Annotated in this window: 2 protein-coding genes; both read right to left on the bottom strand. The window is 50.0% G+C overall.

Going from position 1 to position 2,722, the window contains the following annotated elements:
• A partial coding sequence (locus QNK41_RS02005; protein WP_319253215.1) for a CHASE2 domain-containing protein occupies positions 1–1,658 on the bottom strand: 1,658 nt, incomplete at its 3' end.
• 685 nt (positions 1,659–2,343) lie between these two features.
• Positions 2,344–2,722 (bottom strand): cytochrome c3 family protein (locus QNK41_RS02000; protein WP_319253213.1); only part of this gene is annotated, 379 nt, incomplete at its 5' end.

The following is a 2,722-nucleotide window of genomic DNA, read 5'->3' as shown; positions in this document are numbered from 1 at the left end:
GACGCATCCGGATTGGATTTTGCCCATATAGCCATCATGGAGTCACCCACTACGTCAGAAATGACGCCACCGTTTTTTTTAACCGGTAAAAAAAGCGTCTCGTAGTATCTGTTCATGAACTGGCTCAATTCCCTGGGATCCATGGTTTCGGAAAGCGCTGCATATTGCTGCGCATCGGTATACAGGCAAATGCCGTAAACGACCTTGCTGGTCGCATTGATGTCTCCGATATTCTTAGCCAGTTGATCGATAACGGGATTTGGCAGAAAATAACCGAACGCTTTTCTAATTCCTTCACGCTCCTTGGAGGCAATACGGTAGCGGCAGACGACCGTTCCGAAAAGGGCCAACGGCGTCAGCATGAAGAGGGGAATGAAAACGGGAATCCAGAGGGCCCGTGTGTTGAATAAGATCAGCGCCGTGGCCAGATAAAGGGCACTGACGCCGGTGACGCTCAGGGTGGCGATGCCCATCGGTAAAGAAAAACAGATCAGCCCCAGAAAAAAACCGAACGAGAAGACAATAAACAGATGCATGGGCCATTCCAAAGGCGTCAACAGGCGGTCCTCCAGCAGATTGGCAAAGGCCGTTGCCGCTATCTCCACACCGCTGAGGTCGATGCCGTTTTTTTGCGAAAAAACCGTGTGATAGCCATCCTGATGCTGGGGCCGCATGTTTTCGGACAGTCCCACGAAGACGACTTTACCTTCAAATACCGTTGCCGTTTCAGTTGCATTACCCTTCACATTGTCGGGACGGTTCGTGCCTTTCAACGCCTTGTGATACTTCAAGGTATGAATAGTTCCGGCCGGACCGTAAAAATCCAGGTGTCGGCTGTTCTTGCCTTGGAACATCCGAATGAGGCCGCTAAGCATTCTCCGCTCGAGGGGATTTCGAAGGGGCTTTTCTTTGGCATCAAGCAAGTTAAGCATCTCGTGGGCGATCGACGGTTCACGCTGGAAAATTTCACGGAAGGTAATCAATGTTTCTTCTACCCGGCGCTGGACCGCGATCTCATTCCATTGCGGGTGTATGGCCGGATCGCGATTGGAATGCACCTTGTTGAAAAGATGATAAAAGGCGCCGTAGTGGCTGGATGCGTAGATGAAAAAGGCGACCACGGGAAGTGTCGGTGCATTTCCAGCACCGGCTTTGAACATCCAGAATTGACTGAGTTGAACTGAGTCCTTGGGCAGAGGAAAAGGGGCCAGGGCCAAGGCTGACAGGGCCAGGGGGGCAATCGGCGAAACCAGGGTCTCCATATTTAGATCGGCAAGATACTTCCCTTTCGAATCGGTAATAGGGACTTTTTCCTGCCAGATGGACTCACAAAGAACGATGTTTTCCGCATCGGCCACTGCCTCCCCAAACGCCTTGTCCGCATCGGCGTCGTGGGCTTCATCAAACAGCAAGTCGAATATGATGGCCGTCGCCCCTTGCGGGGAAATCGTTTGAACCAGTTGAGCATGCAACGTGCGCGGCCACCTCTGCGTTTTTCTGGGAAGATTGAGCGCCTCCGCCGAGTCTCGATCCAGCGAAACGATGAGCACTTCCGGAGGTGGGCGACGCGAGCCTCGGAGGTAAAAAAGCAGTTTGAGCCCGAAATGCTCCTGAAGGCCCAGCGAGAATGGCGAAATGGACAGGAGGATGCCTATCAAGCCTGCTCCAAAATTGATCCCCAATGTTTTTATGGATCGAGACATCGCCAATGCCTGAATCTGTTGGATTTAAATCCGAAACCGGTCAACACTACCGAGAAACTGCTCAACGAAGACCAATGCCGTTGTGAGTCAACAGGAACCTTCACTGCAAATAGCTTTCGATTATTGGTATCTTGCTATTCGCAGCATGGTAAAGAGTATCAATAACCACGCATTCAAGGCACCCTTTTTGGCGCTTTTGCGTCAATCATTTAGGTTGGCAACTCTTTAAGTTTATAACAGTTTAATCGATCGTTAATTAATCGTGGGGGAGTTCTTTTTCTCAATCCATTTCAGATAGAAAGGAATGCATCCACTTGGAGTAATCGCTGTATAGGAGCGCTGTCGTAATATTATCGAATAAGGAATACTGGAGCCGCGACAGGAGCAAGCGTATAGAACAAATTTCTATCACCATCGCCATTTTCTGTCAATGCCATGATCGGTTATCGCGTCGCCTGAGGAGAAACAGGCACAGGCTCGATAAAAAGCACCTGTCTCCGCAAACAGAAGAATGGCTGGTTGCGCACGAAAGGAGGGAACCGCAATCCATGTTCGGCATCGCCCTTTAAAAAGAAGCGGGGCAATGTCGATGCTTGCGACATTGCCCCGGCTTAATCAACGACAGGATGAATCAGGAGAATTATTTTTCTTTCGGATGACATTTGGTGCACGTTTGCGGTGCAGCCTTGGTCTTATTCTTTTTGTTAAATTTTTTGTGGCAGCTGATGCAATTTTCGTGGATGGCCTCCGCGTGGTACTCCATCTCCTTGGCGGTGATCTCCTTCTTGGAAGCCTTGTTGGCCTTCATCTCTTTTTTCAGAGCGCCGGGCATCTTTCCAGGGATCTTGTGGCATTCGATGCAGCCCTGCACATTATCATCACTCTTCAGATCCTTTAAGGGTTTGCCCTTGGCATCGTGGTGGCAGTCGCCACAGCCGATTTTATACTCTTCATTGTGCTTCTTGTGGCTGAATGTCGAAATACTTTTGGTGTGTTCGCTGTAAGCCTTGTTGTCCATC

It is taken from the genome of Desulfosarcina sp., assembly GCF_033791525.1.
GTDB lineage: Bacteria > Desulfobacterota > Desulfobacteria > Desulfobacterales > Desulfosarcinaceae > Desulfosarcina.
The sequence above is the reverse complement of the archived record's forward strand: the minus strand, read 5'-3'. Positions and strand labels throughout refer to the sequence as shown.